The organism is Streptococcus mitis, from assembly GCF_946190155.1.
Taxonomy (GTDB): Bacteria; Bacillota; Bacilli; order Lactobacillales; family Streptococcaceae; genus Streptococcus; species Streptococcus mitis_CL.
Genome location: NZ_CAMHZL010000003.1, coordinates 1 through 23,083 on the forward strand (window position 1 = coordinate 1; position 23,083 = coordinate 23,083).

Sequence of the window (23,083 nt, forward strand, 5' to 3'; positions counted from 1 at the left end):
GCATTCACACCACCCTGAAACTCTGGTTTCTCTACTGTCGGTGCAGCTTGGTCACCTACGGTTGACAATGGGCCTGTATAAGCTGGTAGCTCATGTACCAAAGCTTCAACTGCATTCACACCACCCTGAAACTCTGGTTTCTCTACTGTCGGTGCAGCTTGGTCACCTACGGTTGACAATGGGCCTGTGTAGGCTGGAAGCTCATGTACCAAGGCTTCAACTGCATTCACACCACCTGTAAATTCAGGTACCTCAAGCACTGGTGCTGGTTCTTCACCCTTGCTCGATTGAACAGGTTCTTCTGTCAATTCTTGATAGAAGCTCGCTAATTCATAAAACTCAGCCTTGCCACCTTCCCAGACCAGCTTAACATCTAGAAGAGAACCACCATTTCGGATAGCAAAGGTTTGGAGACTAGATGTAATGGCGCCGAGGTCTGTCCAGCTCTCTTGACCATCCTTGAGTGTTCTCGCTTGAACTCGTGCTTTCGCTCCTTCAGGAAGGCTTGAAACAAGGCGTAGATGGTTGGCATTGGTTGGTTCTGACAAGTGATAAACCATTTCACCCTTATCATTTTCCGCCTTGTAGCTAGTCAAAACTTTTCCGTCTACGAGATTAGTATAGAAGTTGCCTCGGCTTTCGCTACCGTTTCCTTCTACAGTTGGATCATTAATTGGTTTGACAAATTCGCCATCATTGATCACCAATTCTGTAAATCCTACAAAACGAGCATCATAGTCAGCTGTATAGAGGACACGAAGATAGTTTGCTTTGACTGGTGTCGTCAATTCACCCTCGATGTAACGATTTCCTGGCATCTTAGAATCATGTGTCCAACCATCTGTCAATGAATCATCGTGTGTACTATTGGCTACACCATCTCCTACTGTCACAACATCCGTCCAAGTTTTACCGTCTTGGCTGACTTGGATTTTACCATCACGAAGATAGTTTTGAGTTCCGTCTTGGATGTAGGCTCTGATCTTCTTAATAGTACGTTCGCTACCAAGTTTCAAGGTTACATGACCATCTTTATGGGCGTAGTCTGAAAACTCAACGAAGTTGTTGTAAACACCGTCAAACAATTGATCTAGGTTATTAATCTTACGAACATCATTACTTCCATATATTGGATGAATGCCCATAGTTGTAGATTCTAGTTTGGTTGGTTGCACTTCTTTAGTCGTTACAAGGAGAGAAGTTGATGGCAGGTCTTGTTCTTGATTTGTTTTATTCACAAGACGAACATAACGTACCAAGTGGGTTGCGACAGTTCTGTCTGTCAACTGGCTAGCTGGTGTCCATTCTTGAGCATTTGCAGAGTACTCAAGGCTTAGGGCTGGGTTGGCCTGACCTTGGAGCTGAATGCTCTTAACTTGATGGATTCGGTCAAGCTTCATACCTAGATAACTATTCGCAGGAAGTTTTGTTCCAGCTGGAATTTGAAGTTCATAACGACCAAGGCTATCAAATACTGGCGTTTCTTTCAAAGCGTCCACGTTGGTGTCTGTTAAATCGCTATTTCCAGAACGTGTCTCAACAGAGAAGTCTTGGATACGCCACCAAATGTCACTTGCCTTGGTATTTCGTACTCGGATGTAACGAGCATTGATAGCTCTAGTCACTTCCTTAGTTTGTTCTCCTGCCAAACGATCTAATTCTTGCCATGCAATTCCATCTGTAGAGTACTCAAGTACACCTGTGGCAAGTTTATCATCAGTTCCTTGGCGAAGACGAACTTTAGTCACCGACTTAACTTCACCGAGGTCAAGCTGTGCCCAGGCATCTACTGGAGTCGTATTGCTACCGTCAGCATTTGCCATCATAGCTTCTGTATTATCTTTACCATCAGTAATTTGACTTGCTGATGTTCTCAATTTATAAACTAGATTTGAGCTGAGGCTAATTGTAGCAGTTTGTTGTTTACGAGCGTTCTCTACTGGACGATTTACTGCAATCTCGCGAACTGCAAACCAGGTGTCATCACGATCTTCTGTAGCAATCATACGTACTGCTTTAGCTTTGATGTTAAGATTTTCAAACTGAACAAGTGACTCATTACCAACATAAGTTGGTTCTTTCAAACTTACCCAGTTATCATTTTCATCCAAATACTGCACTTCAGCCTTACTAAAGGTATCACGTGGATTTGCCTGAGTTCCCATAGCAAAGGTCAAGGTTTGGATATCTACCGGTTTGTTGAATTTCATACCGATATAATCACCTGTCTTGATGCTATTTGGTGATTTAATCAAGGCATGAGTTGCCAAGTCACCATCCGTTACTTCTGCCGAACCACCTTCTACACCTGTTCGATTGGTAATAAAGGTGCTAATGATTTGATCTGGATACAAGACTTTTTGAACTTCAGACGCTAGAACTTCTTTCAAAGATAGGATAAATGGACGGATATGTTGAACACCCAACTCAGCCTTTTCAAGATGGTCTACATAATGGAAGGTATGAGTTTGAGACTGTTCGTACAATTTCAAACCTTTATAGTAGCTATCCCAAAGTTTGGCTGCATCATTTGTAGCCATAGCCTCTGTTCCTGTTAAGAAGGCATCAAGGGCATTCATTTGGTCGATTGCATTATCCAACCAATAGTGGATCTGTGCAGCCATCTTTTGATCACCTGATGCTTTATAAAGTTCAGCTGCTTCTTTAATCTTGGCAAATTCTGCACGCAAGGCTACACGCTCTGCAGTCACATCCTGACCCGCTTTGAGCTTAGTCATGAAGTCTGTCAATTTTGGAGCTAATTCAACTGATTCTTCTAGTTTAACGACACGACCATCCATGTTTTGGTTAATCATATGCTTACCAAGTTCACGGAAGGCTGCTGATACCTTGCTATCTTCAAAATGACCATTTTCAACAAAGTTGAAGGCAACGTCATTGAGTTTCTTAGCCTCTTCTTCTGATTTCCACTGTTTCCATGTATATTGAGCTCCAGCAAAGAGGGCAATCTTAGATGGTTCAGACTGTTGCATTGGGTTCAACATGATACCGGATAGCAAGCTTGGATCTACATTCGGATGAAGGAATTTCTCACCACCACCTAGAATCAAGTGTTGTTTAGAGTTATCTGTAACTGGCCAGTTCACCCAAAGTGATACTGGACGATAAGTTTTACCACCTGCAGTTAGATTGTTCTTGAGAGTTGATAAGAAACCTTCAGAAACTTCACCCCAAATCTTACCACCCGTCAAGGTCATAGAGGTTGAACTTGGGAGATTTTCATTTAGAGATTTCAACTCTGCTTCACGCCCATTACCCCAATACTGACCTGGAACAAAGATCATTTCTTTACGAAGGCCGCTATAAGTTCCTTGCATTTCTGTCAACCAGTTGGTCATATCCTGCATCAAGCGGTTGTAGCTATTATAGCCTCCAACTGGGCTTGGTGCATCATCGGCTAGAATACCAAATTCACGAACACCCACTTTCATCAACTGAGTAAATTTAGCCTTGATGGTTGCCAAGTCTTCTTGGTAATGCGCTTCATTACCAAATCGGATACGGTTGTTCATGAATGGATGAATGGTCCAAACATAGCGAGTTTTACTTTGATTTCCGACGCGAGCAAGTTCACGAATTTCAGCTAGTTTTTCTTCTGGGTAAAGTTCACGCCATTTCTTGTTGTGGTATGGATCATCTTTTGGTGCGAAGAAGTATTGGGTCAATTTCAAATCGCCACCAAAACGCATGAGTTCAGCACGATCTGCATTAGACCATGGATTTCCATAGTAACCTTCGATGAAACCACGGTTCTTGATTTCAGCGTAATCTTCCACTGTCACATTGCGAAGAACTGGAACTTTACTTTCTTTGAGCATGTGTTTCAAGGTTGTCAAACCATAGAAGACTGCATCTGTGTCTTTTCCGACGATGGAAATTGAATTGTCCTTGATGGTCAAAGCATAGGCATCAATCTTATCAAAGAGACCTGCTGAAACGTTAGATAAGTTTTGTTCTGCTTGTGTTCCTCGTCCATGTACTCCAAGATAGATATTAGTTGCGCCAGCAACTGCTGATTGACTAGTAGTGTAGGATACTTGATTGTCCTGCAAGACACTCTTCAAGCGATTACGAGTATAGACATCGAGTTGATCTCCCATTACCAGATTGACTTGCTTACGAAGAGCTGTGACTCCTTCTCCATAAGTCACTTTTTGTGGAGTTGGGAAAACCTTGTACTCTTTCTTGAGATAATCTGCGCTCTTGCTGGCAGCTGCAATACTATCTTCGCTAGCTGGTTTGCTTGCTGTGAATTGATCCGCTAGTTCAACTGTTCCATCACCTGTTTGCTCGACTGTTGGAGTTTCAGGTGTAGATGGTTGTTCTGGTTCTGGTGTTTCTTGTCCCTCTTTGATAGGCTTCAATAGATGAACTTCAGCTGCACTTGCAAAGCCCCCAACACCTGATAGAACTTTCAACTCAATCTTGTTGGTATGAACCGCCGTAAAGTTGACTGTTTTTTCTTGAGCGTTGTTGGCCCAGTTTCCTTCTGAAACCTTGACCATTTGGCCATCTTTTTGTGCGTAGATTTCGTAGCGAGTCACGACCCCATTTCCACCACCTGGACGAGGAAGATAAGTCAAACCATTGACTTTTTCTGCTTCTTTCAAGGTCATAGAAAGAGTGTACGGAGCAGTATCACCAGTCCATTTAGTATGCCAAAAGGTATTTGGATCATTATCAAAAGCTTTTTCAACAACTCCTTCAGTCGCGGTTCCTGGTGTTTCTTGACTAGTTGCAGAAACTGTGAAATGATCTATTGGAATCAAACGAGGATTTACAAATGCTTTATCTGACAACTCTGCACTATGTAAAATTCCTTTGAACCCACCAATGCTTTCAAGCGGTAGAACCAAGCTATTGTGAGCAAAGCGAGGGTGAGCTGGATTCGCGATACGTTCAATCTTCTCACCATCCACATAAAATTCCGTTGATTGTGGTTTGGTCACGATAGAGATTTGATAACGTTTATTCTTTTCAAGTTTTTTCTTGAACTGGATATGGAACTGTTCAAATTGATAAGCAAGATAGCCGTCTTTATCAGCTAGATAGATACGGTTGTCTCCACTTGTTGAGAAGGTTTGTTCACCGTCTCCAGTGACAGTTACATCAAACTTCAAGACATGACTTGTACCAACGTCACCTGCCAAGCCTTCAATACTACTGTCTTTATCAAATGCTAAACCTTGATCAGTAGCTTTTATTTTCTTACTTGCATAGTTTTTCACTGTTTCAGGATTGATAGTAAATAAATCACTTTGATCAATCTCTTTTTCAGGATTTGACTGTGGCGCATAAGGGCTCGTTGGTAGGGTGCGTTCTGCAAAGGTCGCAGCCGCACGGTCAGATCCCCAAGTGCGTTCTGCAGTTGTTTGCATGCTCTTAAAGAAGCGTTTAAAGATATCATAAGATGTCAAACCTGTCTCATGAAGATCAATATTGTCATTCCAAACTGCGTGGCCACCACCAATTACATTTGGATTTGATGCTTCTAGAAGTGGACCATGACCTGTTCGGAAATCATTTGGTGTCCACCTATTATATTGTGTTTCATAGTTAGCATAGTCACCATAAGCTGTTTGACGATTATCACCATTTGGTACACTATAGGTTGGAATATCTGTTATGTTGATAATCTTAGCTCCCTGAGCAATAGCTTCTTTTGGTTGCTGCCAGCCAATACTCCAGATATCAACTTCTACATCTTTCCAATCAACCGCTGTTTTACCTCGTTTCGCACTGAGCGATCCCCAAATACGAGGTGTATAGCCTTTCCCTTTAATGTATTTAATAAGGTCATTGACATAACGACGATAGCTTTCTCTACTTCCGTAGTATTCATCCGTTCCGATATGAACAGTAGATACTCCATGAAGTGGTGCATCTGGACCATCAAGAAGTTTATCATAAACTGATTTGACAAAAGCCAGTGTTTCATCGTATTTATTATCTAGGTCGAGCATGGCTACGCGTTCTACGTTATGTTTACCTCTGTAATCGCTCAGGCTACCTTGATACATGAGGTCTGGACGAACTTTGACAAATGACAGAGCATGACCTGGCGTGTCAATTTCTGGAACTAGATTGATATGCAAGGCCTTAGCAAGTTTAATCAGATTTTGCATCTCTTCTTTAGTATAGTGCTCGTCTGATGTTAATTTTTGACCATTCTTACCGACAATATCTGTCTCTACACGGAAACCTGTCTTAGCATGTTCTAGAACATACTTAAGCTCTTCTTCTTGTGTTAGATTCTTACCTGCCAAGTGTTCCTTTAGGAAGATATAGTTATCGTTGAGGTGCAACTGCAAGTCGTTCATCTTGTAGTAAGCCATGTTAAGCATGATGTCTACAAGGGTGTCATAAGGAATAAATTTACGACCTGTATCTAGCATAAAGCCACGGTGACTGAAGCTTGGGAAATCACGAATTTCTCCATTTTGGAGATTGCTTTCCCCCATTTGAAGAAGAGTACGAGTAGCATAGAAGGCTCCTGTGTTCGTTGCAGCTTCGATGGTAATGACACCATCTTGAATCATGATGCCATAGCCTTCCTTACCATACCCCTTATTTTCAACTTTTTTAAATTCAATTCGTTTTTGAGCCTGCTTGTCACCTGTCGCAAGTTCCAATCCACGGCTGGCAAGGTCTGACTGGTAGAAGGTTGCTGCTTGTTCAAAGCCGGAATCCCCCGTCGCAAGAACTGTATCTGAAGTGATAGAAGATTGACCTTCTTTTCCATACCATTGTTGAACAGCTGGTGCTACTTTTGGTTTGACACCCACACCTTCGTCCTGATGTAGGCCCTTGATGACTACTTCAAATTCTTTAGTAAAGGTATGTGAATCTTTAATTTGCTCTACCATAACCTTAACGCGTTGATCAGTCAAAGGTTTATAAATATGATTTTGAAGGTCAATCACACCTTGTTTGTTGCTACCGATAAGACTGACTTTTCCTGGTAGAGTTGGCAAGACAAGAGACTGTCCGTCTTTAGATATAGTCAATTCTGTAACCTGACGGATATCCGTTACCTTACTTGTATCAGGGATATTTGAATAAGCTCGAATTTCTTGAATACCAACGTTTCTCCAGCCCATTGTGCCCGCTTGATAGTCATTGATTTCTAACTTGAGATATTTAGCTTGAATACTATTGGCTAAGTCAACTTTCTCATCTAAAACAGGTTCTCCAGTCTTGGTATGAGCTAGTTTCCATTGTTTTTCTCCACTAGCATTTACATCATCTTGACCTGCATAGTAGAGACTCCAAGATTTGATATTTGGATCATTTTGACCATTGCGAACGCGACGATCCCAATCAATTTCCACATGTCTAATAAGTGTAGTCTTGGGAAGAGTTAATTCGAAAGTTGGTTTGTCAATATTTTGATTTGTTGCCCAACGAGTATCAGGATTACCGTCCACTGCCTTGTCAGCAGTATAAGGAGTACCAGTTTCTGAATCGTTTACTTGAACAGTGACACCTTCTAAGTGATTACGATCTTCTCTATCTTCAATTTGCTTTTCAACTGGTTTGATTGTAGGTGTAGCTGGTTCTACAGGTTTAGAATCTGCTTTTGGTGTTTCAACCGGCTTCAGAGTCTCAGCTGGTTTGGGAGCTGCTGGAGTTGTTGCTGGGCTTGTTTCTTCACTTGCTGCAGGACTTGTTCCTGCAGTATTTTCATGATTTTCTTCATGACCTGCATCTGCCTTTGCCTCTGATTCAGCTTTCTTTAAAACAGCTGCTAAATCGTCCGGCAACTTATCTAGTGGCTGAGCTTGTGTGATTGTTCCTTCTTTCTCAGGTGTTCCAACTGTCTCTGCAGCTTGCACTACATTTGCACCAAAGATACTAGCACCTATCATTACAGAGGCTGCACCAATTGCAAATTTTCGAATACTATAGTGACAACGTCTTTCAAAAAAATGTCTATCCATCTTTCTCCTATTCCTTTCTCCCACTTATTACAGTAAGCGGTCTCATTTTTGATTTGAAAATGGAGAGAACCTAGAGGTTCTCTCCAACTAAGTTATTTCTGTCTGAATTCTAGTTCCTGTAAGTTCTAAAATTCAGTCTTCTTTAATTTTCTTTTCGTTTTGTCGCAAGTACAGCAGCAGATAAGGCGAGACTGATGCTAGCTAGGAAGATAGCTGTATCAGATTGGCTTTCTCCCGTTTCTGGCAATCTCTTCTTATCTTCTGTTGAAACTGAAGTTTTAGATTCTGCAAGTTTACCTTGGCCCAATTGACTAATCTGATACTCAGGTTTTTCAATAGTTGGTGCTGCTTGATCGCCTGCTGTAGCCAATAGCCCTGTGTAGGCTGGCTTTTCGTTTACCAAAGCTTCTACTGCATTGACTCCACCTTTGTATTCTGGCAATTCATGTACCAAAGCTTCTACTGCATTAGCTCCGCCTTTATATTCTGGAACTTCATTGACAGCTGCTTCTACTGCATTAGCGCCACCTTTATATTCTGGTAATTCATGAACTAAGGCTTCTACCGCATTGGCTCCACCTTTGTATTCCGGAACTTCATTGACAGCTGCTTCTACTGCATTAGCACCACCTGTAAATTCAGGAATTTCAACTACTGGTGGTTCTTGATCTCCCTTACTTGTTAGTACTTCAGGCTCTGGAGTTGGTGTTGGAGCTGGGGTTGGCTCTGGGTTTGGAGCTGGTTCTGGTGTTGGTGTTGGAGCTGGAGTTGGAGTTGGAGCTGGAGTTGGAGCTGGAGCTGGAGTTGGAGCTGGCTCTGGGTTTGGAGCTGGCTCTTCAGTTTCTTTAATTTCTTTCAAGCCTTCTACCAATTTATCAAGTCCGTTTGGAGTTAATATGTTATGTTCTGCAAGACCATTCTTGTACGCTTCAACAGCTGCCAAGTATTCTTTCGCACCTTGACGATCAATCTTACGAACACGTTCTACTTCAGCATTGTATGCAGCTTCATCTAATGGTTTATCATCTTCAATTGGAAGGACGAAGCGTAATTCCGCTGCTGAAATATGTCCAGGATCACCGTATGTTTCGTTACCAGTAAAGATTGCTTTCTTCACTTTGATTGGAGCATCGAAGTTAATCACTTTTGTTTTCGCATTATTTTCCCATCCAGTAAAGCTAAAGTTATGTTCTTGTCCTTTTTCATCAATCACTGTAAGGCTACCGCTCATCACACGTCCGTTTGGACCTGAAGGACGAGGAACATATTCAAAGCGAGTTGATTCCATCGGATTATTGAACTCTACTGTTAACGGTTTCCCTAAGCTATTCACTCCATAAGGTGTATGCCATAAAGTATTTGTATTGCCATCAAATGCATACCATACATTATCTGCTTCTTCATAAGGAGCATCAAGATCATGGATATCGTCCCAATCTGGAGCGCTACGTTTCACAGCAAGTTTTTCTTTAGCCTCGTTAACGCGTTCTATAAGAGCTTTAGCATCATCCACACTAATATTATCGTCTGCTTCTAATAAAGCTGCTACAGCGTCTTTATAAGCATTTAATGAATCTTGTTTGTAGTTGCCATTTACGACTGGAGTATTCTTTTCGTATGCTTCATCGATGAGCATCTTACCTGTTAACTTGATTTCTTCAATTTCAAGGTTATCTAACATGAAGTCTTTATAACCTTTGAAGTTGATTTCGTTATTGTTTGAATCTCCTTTAGTATCTGCACCACGCGCATTTGAATAAATACCAATCCAAGTATTTCCACCCTTTTCACCTGTTACATAGAAACTTACTTTCTTAGGAGTTGATGAATTTTCCCAAGTGTTTTCTAAATCGTATTTCGTTAATTTACTACGACGAGTATTTTCGCCATTACCGATTACGAATGAGTATGCTCCATGTGAACCTGCTTCATAATCGAAGGTTACTTTATAAGTCTTACCTTCTTCGAAGCGGAAGTTTTGTGGAATTGTTTGGTAAACGAGTTTGTCATTTCCTGTTAAACCGTTCGTCTTCAATGACCAATTTCCTTCGATAACATCGTTGACTTTCTTACCATTCCATCCACGTTGAGTATATGGTTCGTGTTTTTCAGATAAGTGAGTACGGTTATCTTGTACGCCTTCAACATCGCCGACTACGAATGGGAAGATACCTTGAGGCACTTCTTCAAAGTCTTGTTTGAATTTACCATTTCCTGTATCGTGTTTTTCGTTGTACATTACAGATTGGTTTTCAAATACACGAATTTCATCGAAGTAAGTTGCTGCTGCATCTGCATCACGTCCAAGTTCTAATGTCACATTAGAAACATCTTCGCCTGTTGTGAAGTATACATACATATTTTGGAAGTAACTTGTATTATCCACTGTCGCATTCTTCTTAAGTGTGTTATGCGCATGTGCTTGTACATAGTTCTTCGCAATTGATTTGTTTGTGTAGTTAGAAATTACTTTGTCGCCTACACGGATTGTGATATCTGCACGTGCATCGCTTCGATTATCCACGCCTACATAAACAGCATATCTTGTATTTGGTTTTAAATCTGTTAAGCGTTGTTTCAATGTCACACGTTCAGTGTTTCCTTGAATACGTAACATTTCGTTAGCTCCTTGAGATTTCACGATTTCAGCATGAGCGCTGTCACCAGTTTTTTCCCAATGATCTAATGTTCCGCTGTTGAAACCTTGGTCATAGATGTGTAGACCTTCACTCCATACCATTGTCTTCTTGCCTTGAGGAGCTTTGTAAAGTACATATGGTTGGTTCGCTTCTCCCGTAATTTGAATCTTACGGTCTGCGCCAACTGTTAATTCTACAACATCTTTCTTACCTTGGTCTGTTAAACGGTAAAGGTATACTTTATCTCCAGTCCAATCTTCTGGAAGAGTCCATTCAGTTGTTCCACCTTCAGTTGTGTAGAAGTACATCTTTTCTTTGTCGCCTGTTAAAGCTTTACCATTTTCATCCCAGTTCCATGGTACTAAGTAGCTTCTACCATTTTCGATGACACGACCGTTTAATGTTGTGACACGTTTACGATAATCTGGGCTGTTAGGGTCGTTTGATTGACGAACAATCTTCACTTCATCCCCATTGTCATTTGTTAAATGTACTTCCATCTCTGGAGTCCACTTGTAGTTTTGACCGTTGTCGCTCATCGCAACTGGGTCACCATTCACCCATTTAGAAACTTTGTAGTGTTGGAAGAACTTCGTCATAATGTTGTTTTCGAAGAGGTTACGAATATATCCTTCGTAGTCGCTTCGACCTTGCCATCCTTCGAAGTCTTTCATGTTATATCCACCAAGTAATGGATAGTTAGCGGCACCACCGTAGCTTGGATAGTCACCCACCCATGAATCTTTTTGGTGGTTACGAATGAATCGAGTGATGTTTGAGTTAATACCCTTCAGTGAATATCCACCGTAAGTTAAGTCAGCTGCCCAGTGTTGGAATGTTGAATCATATTCCGCACCGAAGCCCCACTCGATAGCCATACGCCATCCTTGAGAGTTTAATTCTTTAGCAAGTACGTGAGTTGGCCAAGCAGTGTTATCTCCTGATTGTCCGTTACCCCAAACGTCCACATAGATGAAGTCTAAGTCAGCACCTAGTTTTTCTCTTAATTCTTTCCAACGATCCAAACGTCCATGAGCTAAATCATATTCTGCATCGATGTTGATACCTTGGTCTAACCAGTTCCAACCGTACATATATGTTCCGTCAGAGTTTCTACGTAAAATAGCTTCGCTGAAATATTTAGATTCAGGATATGTTTCAGAAGCATTAACGTGAATACCGATTTTAGCTCCATATTCTTTTGCTCTTGCTAATAATTTCTTGAAGTCTTCAACGCCACCGATTCTCTTACCGATATCCGCATAGTTTAAGTGACCTGAGTCGTGACCTTCACTACCATACCCTTTAAGTAGGATTGATTGGCCTAAACCATCTGTGTGTAAGTTAATCTTCTTAATACCATCTAATGTCATTAAGAATGGGTTTTGCGCTTGAGATGCGAAGTTCATCGCAATACGATACGCTACTAAATCTGGAACAGATTCTGCCCCTTTAGGATTGTTCATGATATTACGATATGCAATCGCACCATCTTGCCAGTCCACCACATTATCTTTGTTTAAGTCTTTTGTAATGACTACTTTAGAACTTGGTAATTCTAATGTGTATTCTGGGAATACTAAGTTCTTATAAGCACGTTGGTACCAGTAAGGTGAGCTTTGAATACCTAAGTAGTTTACGCCTTCAACACGTTCTAACGCTGTTGTTAAACGTGCAAAGTCATTTCCTCTATAAGTAAATTGAGAGTTACTCCAAACAGATGCTGCTAATTCATTAGAAGAAACAAATCCATACATGAAGCCGTAAGTATATTCATTCATCTTGCCTTCTTTCAAGTCTAAATGATAGTCTCCACGGTTATGTGTGTTTGTAGACATTTGAGCTCCGTCGAATTTTGCACCTTGTTTGTTAGAACCAACAGAAACAAGTGTGTTTCCTGGGAATTCAATAGTTTGGATTAATTTGCGAACATTGTCGACTGGTTTACCCATTTCGACATTGTTTTTGTTCACTACTTTTGTCACATCGAAGTGCATTTCGTTGCCGACTAATTGTAATTTTACAGTGATTTCAGCGTTGATGAATTCATCATCGTTTCTTACTTTCATTACATATTCTGCAGTAGTGTCATCAATCTTACGGTATTGAACTTCTGGAGTGACTAATACACCGTTGATTGACATTTTATCTAATTTTTGAACTTGACCTGTTAACGTTTTTCCATCTAATTCATATTCTTTAACACGTGGAAACGCTGTGTCGATAATCGCTTTTAATTGTTCTGACTGTAAAGTTTCATAGTGAACATCTTGGTCATTGCGACGCAACCCATCATCCACAGCTGGAGTTTCTTCTTCAGGTTTGATGTTATCTTGGTTATCCGCTTTGATCGATACAGAAGATAATTCTGTACCGTAAGTACCAGCTTTGAGGTAAACTTTATTCACATCAGCTAAAGCGTTCTTGACAACTTCTGGAACGACTTCTGTGCTAAATAAATTTTGTCCATTATTTGTAGCATTTAATTGACCGTCTTTTTTGTAAACGATAGATAGGTGGTTTTCTTCACCTACATTTGGTGCTTCTACACGAGTCTTACTATACCAAGTGTTTACATTTGGTCCTTTGTATTGCCAGAACCATCCGCCCTTGTCATACCCAACAAAGATGTTGTTGTCATTATCTTTATATTTTAGATATACCCCAAAGCGTGTTTCAGCTGGAGGGGTGTTTGCCTTGAACGTTAAGTCAACGCTTACATTTCCTTCCGCATCCGCCTGTAATCCAGCTTTTTCAAATAAAGCTTCGTTTGCTCCATTGTCGTTAGCTGTTGTTGAAGTTAATTTGTTGTAGCGTACTCCGCCTTCTTCAACGACTTCAACATTCCCTTTCACACGGCTTACTGAGTCCCACTCTTTTTTCACTTCGGCAGTAGCGCCGCTAGTTTCTCCCGTTGCTGCTTCAGCTGGTTTATTCTCAGCTGGTTTGTTTTCAACTGGTTTTTCTTCTTTCGGCTTATCTTCTTTTGGCTTTTCTTCAACTGGTTTTTCAGTTTCCTCTAAATTCGCTGGTTTTGAACTAGAGATTCCCTTAATATGATCTTGAATCCATTTTAATTGAGCTGGAGAGAAAAGGATTCCTCCACTACGAACTCCAACCACACCATTTTGATGAACCCCAATCAATTTACCATCCGTGTCAAAGATACCGCCACCGCTAGCACCTGGTTGCCCACCTTGATAGCCAACTCCTTGAACACCTTCACCATAAGATTCAGCAAAATCCACAGCACTGTTAATAACTGGCGCCAACTTGCCAGCAGGATAGCCAAACATATTGACTTTATCCCCAACTTTCTTAACAACTGGCTTTTCTGTGACTTCTACAGGAGCATTTTCAAGAACTGTACGCAATCTCACAAGAGCCAAATCGTTCTTATAGCCCTTTAGATAGCCATCTCTATCCCAGTGAATCACATCTTTCTTGCTAAATTTTACATCATCTAAACCAGGGTAGGATATACTAAAAATATCACCATCCCCTTTATCATTATCCACAACCTTACGGATATTTCCATCTTGTTGATCCTTGATAAAGTTATGAGAAACAGTCAAAACAAGATCCTTACCAATGACAATACCACTACCTTCTCCTGATGGAGTCTTAATCTTAACAGTAGCGCCATAGTTCAATTCTCCATTTTTTGTTTTGGCAACATCTTCAGGAACTAGACTACCAGTATCTTGCGCTAATTGGTCTTTATTTACCTCTTTACCATTATCAGTAGCTTTTTCAACTTTACCTTCTAATTCTTTCGGCAACTTGTCAGTAGTTTCTTTGTTTTCCTTTTCAAGAGCTAGTAACTCTTCTTCAGTTTTTGGTCCATCCGTTGTTTCAGCAGAACCTGGATTTGCTGCTGCAGCTTCTTTATCGAACTCCCGCCCATTATCGCTCGCTTTTTTATCCAAATCTGCCAGCTCACTTGGTAAATTATCTGTTGAGCCAACTGTTGGTGTGTTAGCCAATACTGGAGCAGTAGCAAAAAAACTAGCCCCAATCATAACTGAAGCAGCACCTAGTGCAAATTTACGAATGCTGTATGTACATCGTTTTTCAAAAAATCGTTTATCCATTAACTCCTGATTCCTTTCATCAATCTTCGTAAGCGTTTACATTTCTTGCTCGAAAAATACTCCTTTCTATCTGAAAAGTGCAATGCTTAACGTTTATAAAAAATAATTACACTTTTAATATAACAATTTTTAATAGATAAAGCAATAGAAAAGCTAGGAAAATTGCTAATTTTTTTTCTTAATTCTGACAAAACCATACTCTGAGATTAAGGGGAAAATTGTCACATAATAAAAAGGATTTAGCATTCCTATCGAATGCCAAACCCTTTATCAATCAGTTTCTATAGATGATTAAAATCTATTTCACATGTTTTGCAAGTTCTTCTTGCGCTTTTTTATTGGATTCTTCTTTTTCTTTCATCCATTTATCTTGAGCTTTTTGATATTCATCTGCAGTGACTGCCTTGTCTTGAAGTTCAAGATATTTGTATCGGAGCGGATCGCTTGTCCCTTTGTTTCCTGAGAAAGAGAAAGGTAAAGTAAATGGTACCATCTTAGACAAGATTGGACGGCCTGTACGAGATGTCGTTGGAATGACTAGGGCACTATCTGTCAACCATGCTTGAGCTTCGGCATACTTGTTATACCGTTTTGTAACATCTGTAGTTTCTTCCCCTGCTTCATTGACCATTTTATCATAATCATTAAGACCAACCTTCTTAGCCGCTTCATTGTCTTTTCCTGAATCAAATCCTAGGTAAGTTCTCGTATTTTCCCCTACAGAAGGCTTAATGATATCAAGATAAGTTGATGGATCTGAGAAGTCAGGTCCCCATCCAACGTTATCAGAAAGATCCCAATCCTCACCAGCAGCAGTTTGTGCAAATAAAGTAACATTCAATAAATCATCTTTTTGTAATTGTTGAATATCAATAACCACATTATCAGATCCTAAAGTTGCTTCCAAGGATTGTTTCATAGATTGGACACGCTGAACTTTTGTAGTTGCTGTCTGGTCAACAGGCATATCTAGGTGAATTGGGAACTGTACTCCTTCTGCCTGAAGAGCAGTCTTAGCCTTAGCAAATTCTGCTTTAGCTTTTTCAGGATTGTACAGACCGTCTTGGGCATCAGCAAGGTTGACATCCTTCCATTCATCCCCATAAGTCACCAATTTTTCTTTGACCATATCACCAAAGTTTTTTCCATCTGCTTGAACAAATGTTGGTGGAACAAAGATATTACGTAAGATTTTGCTTGCTCCAGTTTGTCCATTTAGCTGAGAAGCATAGGCTGTACGGTCAAATCCAAAGGCAATTGCCTGACGGAAATCTTTATTTAACAAAGCCTTTTTAGTTGAAGTCTTTTGTTCTTCACTAGTCTTAGAAGTATATTTATAGGACTGACGGTCAATGTTTGTTCCTACTACATAAGTCGTAGAGTCCTGTTGCGTATAAACAATATTGTCCTTCATCTCTTTCTCAAGCTCTGCGAAGCTTGCACTTGTTGGATAGAGACGAGCTGCTGAAAGGCTACCATCTTTAAAGTTTTCTGCAGGTTTACTAGTATCTTGACCATCCCAGAATGACAATTTGACTTTGTCAATATGGACATTGTCTTTATCCCAGTAGTTAGGATTTTTTGCAAATTCAACAGTAGATTTGGTTACAATGGATTTCAACAAATAAGGACCATTATACAAGATACTACTTGGATCCGTAGCTTTGCCAAAATCATCCCCTTTTGAGTTCAAAAACTCTTCATTAACTGGTGCTAAGACACCCATAGTTGTTTTAGAATTCCAAAAACTTTCAGGTTTGTTCAAAGTGTATTGGACTGTTTGATCATCAAGAGCTTTAATCCCAACTTGAGAGAAATCTTTATTTTCCCCTTTAGCATAAGCATCCAGTCCTTTGATTGAATCCTGTACTAAGTATAGGGCTTCTGATTTCTTATCTGTTGCATATTTAAGACCTGTCACAAAGTCCTGAGCCTTAACAGGAGCATACTCCTCTCCTTCAGAAGTGTACCACTTGGCATCCTGACGAATCTTATAAGTATAAGTCAAGCCATCTTTAGAAACTGACCAGTCCTCTGCCATAGAGGGAACAAGATTCCCATAACGGTCATTTTCAAGCAATCCATCAATGACGTTACTAGTAATGTTTGAAGTAGCTGCCTTGCTGGTTGTCAAATAGTTGAGATTATCTGGGTCTGTCTAGGCGAAGGTCTGCTCACCTTTAGTAGCAGAACCACCAGAACAAGCCGCTAAGACACCAGCTGCTAATAAAGTGACTCCCGCAAGAGCCAATACTTTCCTTGTTTTCATAGTATTCTCCTTTGTTTTTCTATCCATTATAGACCCTTTGCAATCTATTGTCAATATATTTTTCTGAATTTTCATTTTTAGTTGTTATTTTCTGACAACTATCGAATCTTATTTCATTTTTTAATCTCTTTTTAACTATAAGAAAAGAGGGAATCCAGTAACTCCCTCATCCATCTATTTAAATCATTTTTAGATTCATTAATTGAAAGCTTGCAATGCGGAAAGAAGAAAAGAACCCTCACGAATTTTTTGACCTACGGCCTTAGCATTTTTGACCAAACCCTGATACTCTTCTTGAGACAAATGTTCCAATACTTCTTCCAAGTCAAGTAAACTCTCAATACTAATTCCACACTCTTTTTCTAAGACGAAATTAGCCAAAGCAGATTGCCCCCAGACAATAATAGGGAAACCAGAAGCCAAATAAAGGGAGGCCTTGTGGGAATTATTGTATCTCAAATACTCACCAAACACTCCGCTACAAGTTTTAGAACTATCACCGTCCCAAACCAAACCAAAGCTTCCTTCTAATGCTGATGGTAGTTCATCTGGAAGAAAGGAACCAAAATAGGTTTCATTGGATAGCTTTCTAGCCTCATCAAAACCAACACCATAAAGGTTATATGCCGGTCTTGCAGGCAACTCATATAAGTAACCTGCTTTTTCTTGAGCTAAATTTCCAGCTACAATAATAGCTCCTTCCTTCGATAAATCTTCTTTATCCTGATAATTCGGGATCAGATAGTCAAAAATGCCTAAACTAACTATTTTCTTCTCAGAAATCCCCTTATCAACAAGCACTGATTTCATAACTGGATTATGAGCAATAAGACCATCAGCTTGTTTCAAAAGACTAGACTCTTGAAGATGAACACGAATCTTATGCTTCCAGGGTACTGTATCCAAATTAGCATAGCGCAAAACTTCTAAGTCATGGATAATAAAGTGAACCTTCACTCCTTTACGTTGCATTCTTTTGACTAAATGAGTCGTAAAGAAACTATGATGAAGCATAGGAAATTGAATCAGTAGCTGATCCCCTTCCTTCAACTTAGAGATAGCTTTGGATAGAGCTTTGGCCTTATGTCGTTGGGCTCTAATAGTCCCCATTTGATACCAATCATCTACCATCAATAACAAAGGACTATAGCCCTCACGAACTACTATTTCTTCAACATCATTTCGAGCCTTATTCCCCGCATTTCGTGCACCAGAATCCTTCAGAAATTCTTCTTTTAGATAATATTTCATCGATCAACTTTATCCTTCGTTATCTTATTTAAACTCTTCCTCTACAACATTTAGGGCACGTTCAATGACCACATGCATGTCGTAGTATTTATAATCGGCCAAACGTCCGCAGAAAATGACCTTATCATTCTGCGCTGCTTCTTCTTGATACTTAGCAAACATAGCATTGTTTCTCTCATCATTGATTGGATAATAAGGTTCATCTCCTCGTTTCCAATCTGCTGGGTATTCACGAGTAATGACCGTTTTATCTTGCGTACCATACTCAAAATGTTTATGCTCAATAATACGAGTATAAGGAATTTCTCGTTCTGTATAGTTTACAACTGCGTTTCCTTGATAGTTTTCTTCATCTAGAACTTCATGCTCAAAACGAAGACTACGGTATTCTAACTCACCATGTTTATAGTCAAAGTATTGGTCAATCATCCCTGTAAAGACAACTTTTTCAGCAGAAGCTTCTAATTCCTGACGATTGGCAAAAAAGTCAACTCCAAGTTCTACTTCAACATCTTTCAGCATATTTTCAATGATAACGTTATACCCCCCAATTGGAATACCTTGGTAACGGTCATTGAAGTAGTTATTATCAAAAGTCAAACGAACTGGTAGACGTTTAATGATAAACGGTGGAAGGTCAGTCGCGGAACGTCCCCATTGCTTTTCAGTATATCCTTTAATCAACTTTTCATAAATATCTGGACCGATCAACTTGATAGCCTGTTCTTCCAAGTTTTTAGGTTCAACGTCCTTCATGTGAGCCGTTTGCTCAGCAATCTTATCTTTGACTTCTTGAGGAGTTTTTGTCCCCCACATAGCATAGAAAGTATTCATATTGAAAGGTAGATTATAAAGGCTACCCTTGTAATTAGCTACAGGCGAGTTGATGTAGTTGTTAAATTCAGCAAATTGATTCACATAATCCCAAACTTTCTTATTAGAAGTATGGAAGATATGGGCACCATATTTATGGACATTGACTCCTTCTACATTCTCACAGTAGATATTCCCACCAATGTGGTCACGTTTATCAATAACTTTTACTTTTTTTCCACGCTTGGTTGCTTCATAAGCAAAAATTGCTCCAGACAACCCAGCACCAACGATTAGATAATCGTACATCTTGTTCTCCTTTTTATAATTTGACGATTCGATTGAGATATGGGATTCTCATTAATATTCCAATGACAATAAAACTAATACTCAAAGTAAATATAGCAAACCACAAATATGCACCTGTAAAACTGAAAGCAATTAATTTTTCCCATATCTTCATAACATAGGTGTGTATTACAAAAACACCCATTGTTTGATTAGATAGAGAAACAATCCATTTGCTCCCATTTTCATTCAAAGATAGTGTTAATACCATCAGGAAAATTCCTAAGCTTGTAAATTTCACGAATAGAATATCATAAAAATATTCAGCAAAAAGATTATGGTAAGTATTCTTTGCTAAGAAAAACAATATAATTGGTGATATCAATACTAAAAGCATGCTAACTATTTTCATCCAATTTTTAAATCTATATTTGAGATTATCTACATTGAATTGTGCTATATAACCACCTAAAATATAATAGAAAAACCATGTCCATAATCTAAAAGTTTGCATAACATGAGTTTGTAGAGGCCTCTGAAAGAAAATATTTGCCAATTCAACTATAAAACCAATAACAATCAATAAAGCTAAAATGTATAAATATCTTCTTTTTGAATTTAAAAATTTACTCAAAATAGGCAAGCATAAATAAATCAGTATCAATGCGCCAAAAAACCAAAACTGAAAGAAATACCCTTTTTGTATCAGAGAGCCTACAATTTTTTTAATTGGATTAACTGTAAAATCTCTTTTAAAGAGCCAAACGATAATGTTCCATGATGATACTGTTATTAGGATCCATTTGACTTTCTGAAGTATGTAATGGGAAGTTATTTCCCTCTTGCCTAACAATAAATAACCATTGACCATAAAAAACAAGGGAATAGAGTAGGTACCCAAATAATATAAATACGTCAAAAGATTCCATGAACCAGTATCTTTAAATCCACCCATTGTTGTATGAAGTAAAACAACTCCAACACAGGCAAGCACTTTTAGTAAATCTAGGTTGATATTTCGAACTTTTCTCATTCTAGTTTTTCCTAATAATTTGTTTTAATTCTTTCACATCTACCACTTTTAGAGATAGAATTGCAAAAAGATAAATGATTCCACCAAACATTGCAAATACTAGAACATTTGATGTTGGTGAAAAATGTATAACTGTTTTTGAACATAACAAAAGGCCATACATAATGGCAGATGCTAGTACAATTTTTGCCATTGATCCGATTATAGGAACTTCTCTTAGATAAGAACGAGTAAAGAATAACTGTATAGCCCAAACCAGCGACTCTGTTAAGACAGATACAATTGCTGCACCTATATAGCCCAGTTTTGGAAGCAAGAGAAGATTTAATCCGACACTAACAATAGCAGGAATTGTTGTTGAAAGCATGAACTCTCTATTTTTATTATGGGGAATCAAAATTTGAATCCCCATGATATTTGTCCATCCAATAAAGAACATTCTTAGAATCATAATAGCTATTGCATAGCGTGCATCTTGAAAATCTTTTCCCAGAAAAAAGTTAACAAAATCATCGTTTATAATTAACACACCTGCCATAATGGGGAAAATAACCAAATTATAAATTAGAAATGACATCTCATGCATTTTATTAACTGCTTTATGATCCCCTGATGATAAAAGATTTGAAACTCGTGGTAACATGACACTTCCCAATGAAGTTACTAGAGTCAATAAAATATTGACAAGTTTCAATGCTTGATCATAGATTCCTACATCTTTTGTTGAAGCTAAAGCTCCTAGCATTGTACGATCCAAAGTAACATAGAGCGATATGGCAATCTGAGGTAAAAACAATAAGACAACTGGCTTCAAATGCTGCTTAGCATATTCCCAATCAAAGTGCGGTTTCCCAATAAACTCTCTTGCCGGCAACCACATACTTAATTGTCCCAACAATTCAAAAATGGTAAGCAAGAACACATATAAATATAGGTCGCTATCTGATTTTATAAATAGAAAAATAGCAATGACGCCAACTAGTTTCACTGTAATATTTCTGACTGTAATTTTTCGAAAATCCTCTAAACCTTGGAATAGCCAAGAAATATCTAAACCTTTAGAAAGTAAACTTAATCCTAAAATATAAGCTACTGGGTTTTGCATTAACGAAAAAGTGAGACAAAGCAAAATATAGAGAGTCAGTGATAAGATGGTTGCTCCAAGTTGTAAAGTATAAATTCCCCAGAAATTTTTACGAATTGCTTTTCGATTACCAGAAATTTCCTTTGTACCATAATTGGCTACCCCCAAGGTAGCCAACAGGATAAAGTAGGTAACAATAGAATTATAATAACCATAAGTTCCTAAATCATCAGAACTAAATACTCTGGTAACATATGGAGTCGTAATAATCGGTAAAATAATGACTAATAATTGATATGAAAGATTGTATGCATAATTTTTAAGAACCTTCATAGGGAGCATATTCCTCACTTAACTACTATTATAAACGGCGAAAATTAGTCTGTCCAAAAATGATGATGTGAAATAGATTAAACTTTTTTGGCACAAAAATCACTTAACTAGCCTCAATTTAGAACCAAGGATACATATAACACAAAAACTTTAAACATCTTGATAATTATACCTATACTTACTCCAAGAAATACCCATTAATAATAATAATGGATTGTACATTAATTCAAAAAATTGTGGATCAAACATTGAGTGAAGTATCAATACAATAAAAACAAGCATCTCAACTGTATTAAAGTGTCCTCTTTTATTTAGTTGATAGAAACTATACCAAATAACAACTAGTAGAATCACTCCATAATGCAACAAAATATTTACAAAAGATGAATCAACGTATAAATAATTATCAAAAACAGACGTAGCCCTTTGTTGCAATTCCCAATCAATTCTTTGACCAAACATATGTACGCCATATAAAGATAATGTCTTATGTCCTAAACTTAGTCTTCCTGTCAAAGCTACGTTTAAAATTTGAAAGAATTTACTGTTTGCGTTATAAAAATAAGTCAAAATGATAGGAATAAGAATCCCTGCAGTCAACGTAATTTTACCAATAGCATTCAGGATTTTTTGACTAACTACTTTATTTTTGAATATGTACACCAATACTAATGCTAGAATTGAAAGAAGGAAAGCTGATTTCGTATCAGTATTCACGTAAAAATAATAATTCAGTATTCCAAGCATTAGAATTTCTGACAATCTGATTTTACTTTTTCTCAAATATAGATAGACTAGAGTCAGATGAAATAAAAAATTAGCTCCGAAACTAGCATATTGGTATCCTTGGCTAAAACGGAATCGCCCTCCTAATTGAACTCTCAGCGTATTTTCAATAATGCCAAACTTTAATAGACCATATATAGAAATCATTAAGAGAACAATCGAAACTGTCCAGAGAATCAAAACTTTTCTAAAATTCACATTGTTGATAGAAATAATAAATAGGATTGTTGAAATTATTGTTAGAGCATCAAAAAGCTTATGTGTTGAAATTCCAATAATGATAGCCAAGCAGAAAGCTGAAAAGAAGAATATCAGAAACTTACTCGAGTGTCTCTCTAATAGTAGTTTAAACAGAAGTATGACAATAGACACTATCATAGCAACTATTCGAAAACGATAAATTTCAGGATATTTATAGACTAAATTTGTTTGAGCTATAAAATTAAAAAGCAACCAAATAAAGAAAGCTGAAAAATATAATAACTCTGATAATTTTATTTTTATTTTCATATTTTTACCTAAGTTTGTTTAA

General features: G+C 38.4%; 7 protein-coding genes and 1 pseudogene. All 8 read right to left on the reverse strand.

Features of this window, described 5'->3' with window-relative positions:
- Positions 1–7,961 (reverse strand): SIALI-17 repeat-containing surface protein (locus N8O80_RS03250; protein ID WP_261026909.1); only part of this gene is annotated, 7,961 nt, incomplete at its 3' end.
- 142 nt (positions 7,962–8,103) lie between these two features.
- The gene (locus N8O80_RS03255) at positions 8,104–14,694 is read right to left on the reverse strand and encodes a SpGH101 family endo-alpha-N-acetylgalactosaminidase (RefSeq protein ID WP_261026911.1); all 6,591 of its coding nucleotides are present in this window, start codon (positions 14,692–14,694) and stop codon (positions 8,104–8,106) included.
- A gap of 298 nt (positions 14,695–14,992) precedes the next feature.
- Positions 14,993–16,963: pseudogene (locus N8O80_RS03260) on the reverse strand (peptide ABC transporter substrate-binding protein).
- Positions 16,964–17,161: 198 nt separating this feature from the next.
- Positions 17,162–18,214: a glycosyltransferase gene (locus N8O80_RS03265; protein WP_061589574.1), complete on the reverse strand. Its 1,053-nt coding sequence runs from the start codon at positions 18,212–18,214 to the stop codon at positions 17,162–17,164.
- Between the two features lie 24 nt (positions 18,215–18,238).
- Positions 18,239–19,336: a UDP-galactopyranose mutase gene (gene glf / locus N8O80_RS03270; RefSeq protein WP_049510085.1), complete on the reverse strand. Its 1,098-nt coding sequence runs from the start codon at positions 19,334–19,336 to the stop codon at positions 18,239–18,241.
- A 13-nt stretch (positions 19,337–19,349) separates the two neighbouring features.
- The gene (locus N8O80_RS03275; protein WP_049552126.1) at positions 19,350–20,348 is read right to left on the reverse strand and encodes an acyltransferase; all 999 of its coding nucleotides are present in this window, start codon (positions 20,346–20,348) and stop codon (positions 19,350–19,352) included.
- A 1-nt stretch (position 20,349) separates the two neighbouring features.
- Positions 20,350–21,765, reverse strand: coding sequence for a flippase (locus N8O80_RS03280; protein ID WP_061589575.1), 1,416 nt, complete (start codon positions 21,763–21,765; stop codon positions 20,350–20,352).
- Positions 21,766–21,915: 150 nt separating this feature from the next.
- Positions 21,916–23,061, reverse strand: coding sequence for a polymerase (locus N8O80_RS03285; RefSeq protein ID WP_070482381.1), 1,146 nt, complete (start codon positions 23,059–23,061; stop codon positions 21,916–21,918).
- Between the last annotated feature and the right edge of the window lie 22 nt (positions 23,062–23,083).

Excerpts from the sequence above, each read along its gene's own strand:
- N8O80_RS03255 (WP_261026911.1), bottom strand. The coding sequence starts at position 14,694 with ATGGATAAACGATTTTTTGAAAAACGATGTACATACAGCATTCGTAAA.
- N8O80_RS03265 (WP_061589574.1), bottom strand. The coding sequence starts at position 18,214 with ATGAAATATTATCTAAAAGAAGAATTTCTGAAGGATTCTGGTGCACGA.
- glf (WP_049510085.1), bottom strand. The coding sequence starts at position 19,336 with ATGTACGATTATCTAATCGTTGGTGCTGGGTTGTCTGGAGCAATTTTT.
- N8O80_RS03275 (WP_049552126.1), bottom strand. The coding sequence starts at position 20,348 with ATGAGAAAAGTTCGAAATATCAACCTAGATTTACTAAAAGTGCTTGCC.
- N8O80_RS03280 (WP_061589575.1), bottom strand. The coding sequence starts at position 21,765 with ATGAAGGTTCTTAAAAATTATGCATACAATCTTTCATATCAATTATTA.
- N8O80_RS03285 (WP_070482381.1), bottom strand. The coding sequence starts at position 23,061 with ATGAAAATAAAAATAAAATTATCAGAGTTATTATATTTTTCAGCTTTC.